The sequence below is a fragment of the Vibrio sp. Vb0349 genome (assembly GCF_033338975.1).
The window spans coordinates 1-1155 of the sequence record NZ_JAWOTS010000345.1 but is presented as its reverse complement, the minus strand read 5'-3'; the positions used below and the strand labels follow the sequence as shown (position 1 = coordinate 1155).

Annotated in this window: 2 protein-coding genes; both read right to left on the bottom strand. The window is 48.2% G+C overall.

Annotated features, from left to right (window positions below; all coding sequences use genetic code 11):
- The coding region (gene menD / locus R7Q47_RS25720; RefSeq protein ID WP_318090195.1) for a 2-succinyl-5-enolpyruvyl-6-hydroxy-3-cyclohexene-1-carboxylic-acid synthase at nt 1-581 on the bottom strand (581 nt) is incomplete at its 3' end.
- Nucleotides 578-1155: isochorismate synthase (locus R7Q47_RS25715; protein WP_318090194.1), on the bottom strand; the 578-nt coding region annotated here is incomplete at its 5' end. The genes menD and R7Q47_RS25715, both read right to left, overlap by 4 nt.

The window sequence follows — 1155 nt, the reverse complement described above, 5'->3', positions numbered from 1 at the left end:
ACACTGTTCAGGTAGCTTTGGTAAGCGCTTTTTTCCCCGTCAGAATACAGCGGCTCAGGAAAGGCGCAGTTAATGTGAACCGCGCTGCCATGTAACTGCTGGTTAAACATCACCTCATCAACCGAAGTGAGTAACCAGTTGAGCGGCGTATTTAAACTCGGACTTGGCAAGTTCAAATTTGCCGATACATGATGCGAAAAAATCCCAAGCTGATTAATTGCTTGGTTTGCGCCACAACCGACGAGTTCAACAGGGCGGTCAGCAGTAAGCAAAACCAGTTTTTCGCCCGTTAATTTAGCTTCTGCTACCGCAGGCAACAAGTTTGCGACCGCAGTGCCAGAAGTCACGATAACGGCTACCGGCTCTTGGCTAGCTTTCGCCAAGCCAAGCGCCATAAAACCTAATCCACGCTCATCAAAATGAGTATGAATGGAAAAATTCGGCTGTTCCGCCGCTTCTAAAGTCAAAGGAGTCGAACGCGATCCCGGCGCGATACAAACATGCTTCACACCAAATCGGTGAAGCTCAGTCAAAATGGTCTCTGACCAAATTCGATTGAGAACCGCTTGATCGTAACTCATGATGCCACTCCAAGCGGCGGATGATCGGAAATCAACGTTAACAGCGTCGACATCTTTTTATCTAACTCAGCCCATTCGTGTTCAGCAACAGATCCAGGAACAATACCCGCTCCAGCAAACAGCTGAACTTGATCGCCAAGCACCAATGCACTCCTTATTGCCACACAAAACTCTGCGCGTTCATGGCTGATGTAACCCATAGAGCCGGCATACCAGCCACGAGCAAACGGCTCGTTATCAAGGATGAACTGCATCGACTCTTTACGAGGCAAACCTGCCACTGCGGCCGTCGGCTGCAATGCAGAAAGCAGTTGTACGCCATTTGTGCCTGTTTTTAAGCTTGCATGAATATTACGTTTGAGGTGCTGCACCTTACGTAAACGCACCAATCTCGGTTCGGTTTCTACTTCTACTATTTCAGAATGAGGAGAAAGGCGTTCCACGATATCGTCCACGACGTACTGGTTTTCGTTTAAGTTTTTTGAATCCTGAGATAACCAATTCGCCAATTCCATATCATGAGTGGCATTGTCGTCGCGGCCAATAGTGCCCGCTAAAGCCTCGGTATGAAGTT